The organism is Fodinibius sp. (genome assembly GCF_041642155.1).
In the GTDB taxonomy this organism is placed as follows: Bacteria; Bacteroidota; Rhodothermia; order Balneolales; family Balneolaceae; genus Fodinibius.
Genome location: NZ_JBEPWZ010000346.1, coordinates 1 through 2,899, shown reverse-complemented (window position 1 = coordinate 2,899; position 2,899 = coordinate 1). Strand labels below are relative to the sequence as shown.

Here is a 2,899-nt window from a genome sequence, read left to right as displayed (position 1 = left end):
ACTTCAATACGGTTATTTCCACGGCTTTTGACAATGGAGATGTCGAAGAATTTGATGCGCCGGGTACCTTTACCTATGAAGTGGTCCGCCCGCAGCGGCTGAAAGGGGGGCTTACCTACAGCCATCCCGCAGGGCTGACCTTGTCGGCGGCGGCCGAAGGCGTGTTTTATTCGGATGCCGAGTATGATGAAGAGGGAATCACCGATGTGGAAATTGATATTAACAATAATATTCGCTCAAATTTCAGCGATGTGGTCAATTTCCGCGGGGGAGTGGAATATGAGGTAAATAATCAACTTACCCCGCGCATCGGGTATGCCTATTTTGCCAGTCCCACGGAGAGCTTCGATCGCAGCCGGCAGATGGTAAGCGGCGGTTTCAGCGCCCGGTTCAACCGGAGCATGAGTTTTAACCTTGGAATCCAATACAGTTTTTGGGAGGATGAGAATCTGTTATACGATTATGAAGATCCCGCCACCGGTGATATATTCGGGGAATGGGCCGGGGAAGAGGTCAGCCGCCTGCACGTGATGGCGGGGTTCAAGGTATCGCTGTAGGGAAGCCCTGTAGGACTTAATAAAAATCTACTGCGAGTCGGTCGAATGCGGCGGGATTCCGAGCTCTTTTTCGTTAACCAGGTCTACCATTTGCCCAGAAGACTCCAGAATAGGGCTCAAATCGTCGGGTCCTTCCCGTGTTCTCTAAGTCCGGCTTCCAGGTAGAGGACAGCTGGATATAGCGGGTAAAATTAAAAGGCGAACGTGTCATAGCGTATCACGTGAAAAGGTGATGAAAGGGAAACATTCGGGAATGTGGGAGTCCCAAACCCCATGGGAGCTCCATGTCCAGCCCCCGGAGTCATCGGCCGGAGGAGCCTCATTGTAGGGATTAAACCGCGAAAAATCAATACGCCAGGTGTCTTTATCACGAGGAGGAAGCGGCCGATGGTCTGCTTTGGCCAGCCATTTCATACCGTCCCAGGGGAAAGCCAGTTCCACCGTCCATCCCCGGTCACGATCACTATTGTCATTCAACGTTCCGTCAACATAAACGCCGCTTTGCAAGCCGGGGAAGTAAAAGTCCCAGGAGCCCAGTCGCAATCCTCTGGGATGAGTATCAAAGCCCACGCCATTAAATTTCTTAACCAGCGGATTTGAACGCTGAAAAGCCGGGTTAGCATTAAAGCCACCGTCTTCATAGGCCTCCTCCCAGATAAAAAAGGCTTCGTAGCGGGTCCCCAGGGTATTGATCTCGAATTCATAATAGGCATCTTTGCCGGCAATAAACACTTCGGCATTATTCTCCTGGTAAAGGGGGGCGTTTCGTTCCGTCATCGAACCCTGCACAAACGGTTCCTCATGCCAGAATGCAACGTACAGGTTTTGGTCATCCCACAGCACTGCTGCACGGGTCTCGTGGATAGTTTCAGCACCGGAGACAAGGTCAACAAATCGGGGAGAGCGGGTTACCTTGTTCCATATTTTTTCGTCAAGCTGTCCATCTATGGTTGGAGCAGCCGGCGTATAGTAGGCCGTATAACGTTTGATAGAATCCCGGTTGCAGGGGAAAGGCCATTCCTCCGTAACCTGTTCTTCGAAGTTGGAAGAGGCAGCGGCAGCGGTGTGTTTCGAATCGCTGCTGTCCGAGCGATTTTGTAATGGGAGTGGAAATGGGAGGTGCTTTTTTGTTATGGCCCTCTGCTGATTCAATACAGGCGACTCCTGTTTCAGCTTATTAGCTGGTCCGTCACAGATATTCACAGGGTCGGTATGCCCGTTTAAAAAGGAGCCCGTTGATAGCATGATAAGCAGGCCTGTCAAATAAAAAGGTCTCATTTCAAATACTGGTTTTAAAATTTTGATGGATGAATGATATGATACGGATGGTTACCCTGTTCAATAAACGTTATAATGCAGGTAATTTGATGTCGAGATTCAGACCTGACCGTTATAGCATCGAAAAAATGCAGGTGTCCCATTATTCGGAGTCGATCTTAACCATTATCATTTCGAGTGGTTTACTGCGGGACCGTCTTTACCTCCTTTTTGTTCTGATATGCGATGCATCCGCACGTTCAAATAATAAAGAAAATAAGATACTAAGCAATAAGAAAGGAAGATTGTGCAGGGGCTAAAACCGTCCTTTATCTTTTGTTAGTGCACGACAATCCCTTATCTTGGCACAGTAATAGTAACCCAAAGGATATGGCCGTGGATAAATCTATTCGTATTGCATCGGGACAGGGATTCTGGGGTGATTTGCCTGATGCGCCCGTCGACCAGGTTCGGGGGGGACCTATCGACTACCTGGTGATGGATTACCTGGCAGAGGTGACCATGTCGATCCTGCAGAAGCAGAAAATGCGGGATCCAAGCCACGGGTACGCCCGCGATTTTGTAGGCGTGGTCCGCGAGGTGCTGCCGGATATAGCAGAAAAGGGTATAAAAGTGATCTCCAATGCCGGAGGGGTTAACCCGGATGCCTGCAAAGACCGGGTTCTTGAAGCTATGGAAGAGCAGAACATTGAGGGACTTAAGGTGGCGGTGGTGGATGGAGACGATATCCTGGATGATATCGACGATCTCCTTGCCGCCGGTCACGCGTTGAACAATATAGATACCGGCCGGCCTGTGTCCGAGGTCAAAGACCGGTTGCTAAGCGCCAACGTCTACCTCGGATGCCGGACTGTGGTCGAAGCACTCCGCAGGGGAGCGGATATTGTTATTACAGGCCGGGTAATCGATGCGGGATTAGCCCTGGCAGCGATGGTTTATGAGTTCGGCTGGTCTCTCGAGGATCCCGATAAGATGTCGGCGGGTATCGTGGCGGGACACCTGATCGAGTGTGGCGCCCAGGTTTCGGGGGGGAATTTTACGGACTGGGAGCAGGTGGAAAATTT

3 protein-coding genes are annotated in these 2,899 nt (G+C 50.6%); 2 read left to right on the top strand and 1 reads right to left on the bottom strand.

Annotated elements, in window-relative coordinates:
- Positions 1 to 557, top strand: a 557-nt coding sequence (locus ACESLU_RS13715; protein WP_372639193.1) for a hypothetical protein, incomplete at its 5' end; no start/stop codon positions are given.
- Positions 558 to 764: 207 nt separating this feature from the next.
- Here ACESLU_RS13715 and ACESLU_RS13710 read toward each other — a convergent pair.
- On the bottom strand, positions 765 to 1,835 hold the full coding sequence (locus ACESLU_RS13710; protein WP_372639192.1) for a carbohydrate-binding family 9-like protein: 1,071 nt from the start codon (positions 1,833 to 1,835) through the stop codon (positions 765 to 767).
- A gap of 369 nt (positions 1,836 to 2,204) precedes the next feature.
- Between ACESLU_RS13710 and ACESLU_RS13705 the strand changes: the two genes are divergently transcribed.
- Positions 2,205 to 2,899 (top strand): acyclic terpene utilization AtuA family protein (locus ACESLU_RS13705; protein ID WP_372639191.1); only part of this gene is annotated, 695 nt, incomplete at its 3' end.

What these genes read in the sequence shown, in the direction of transcription:
- ACESLU_RS13710 (WP_372639192.1), bottom strand. Translation starts at nt 1,835, where the DNA reads ATGAGACCTTTTTATTTGACAGGCCTGCTTATCATGCTATCAACGGGC.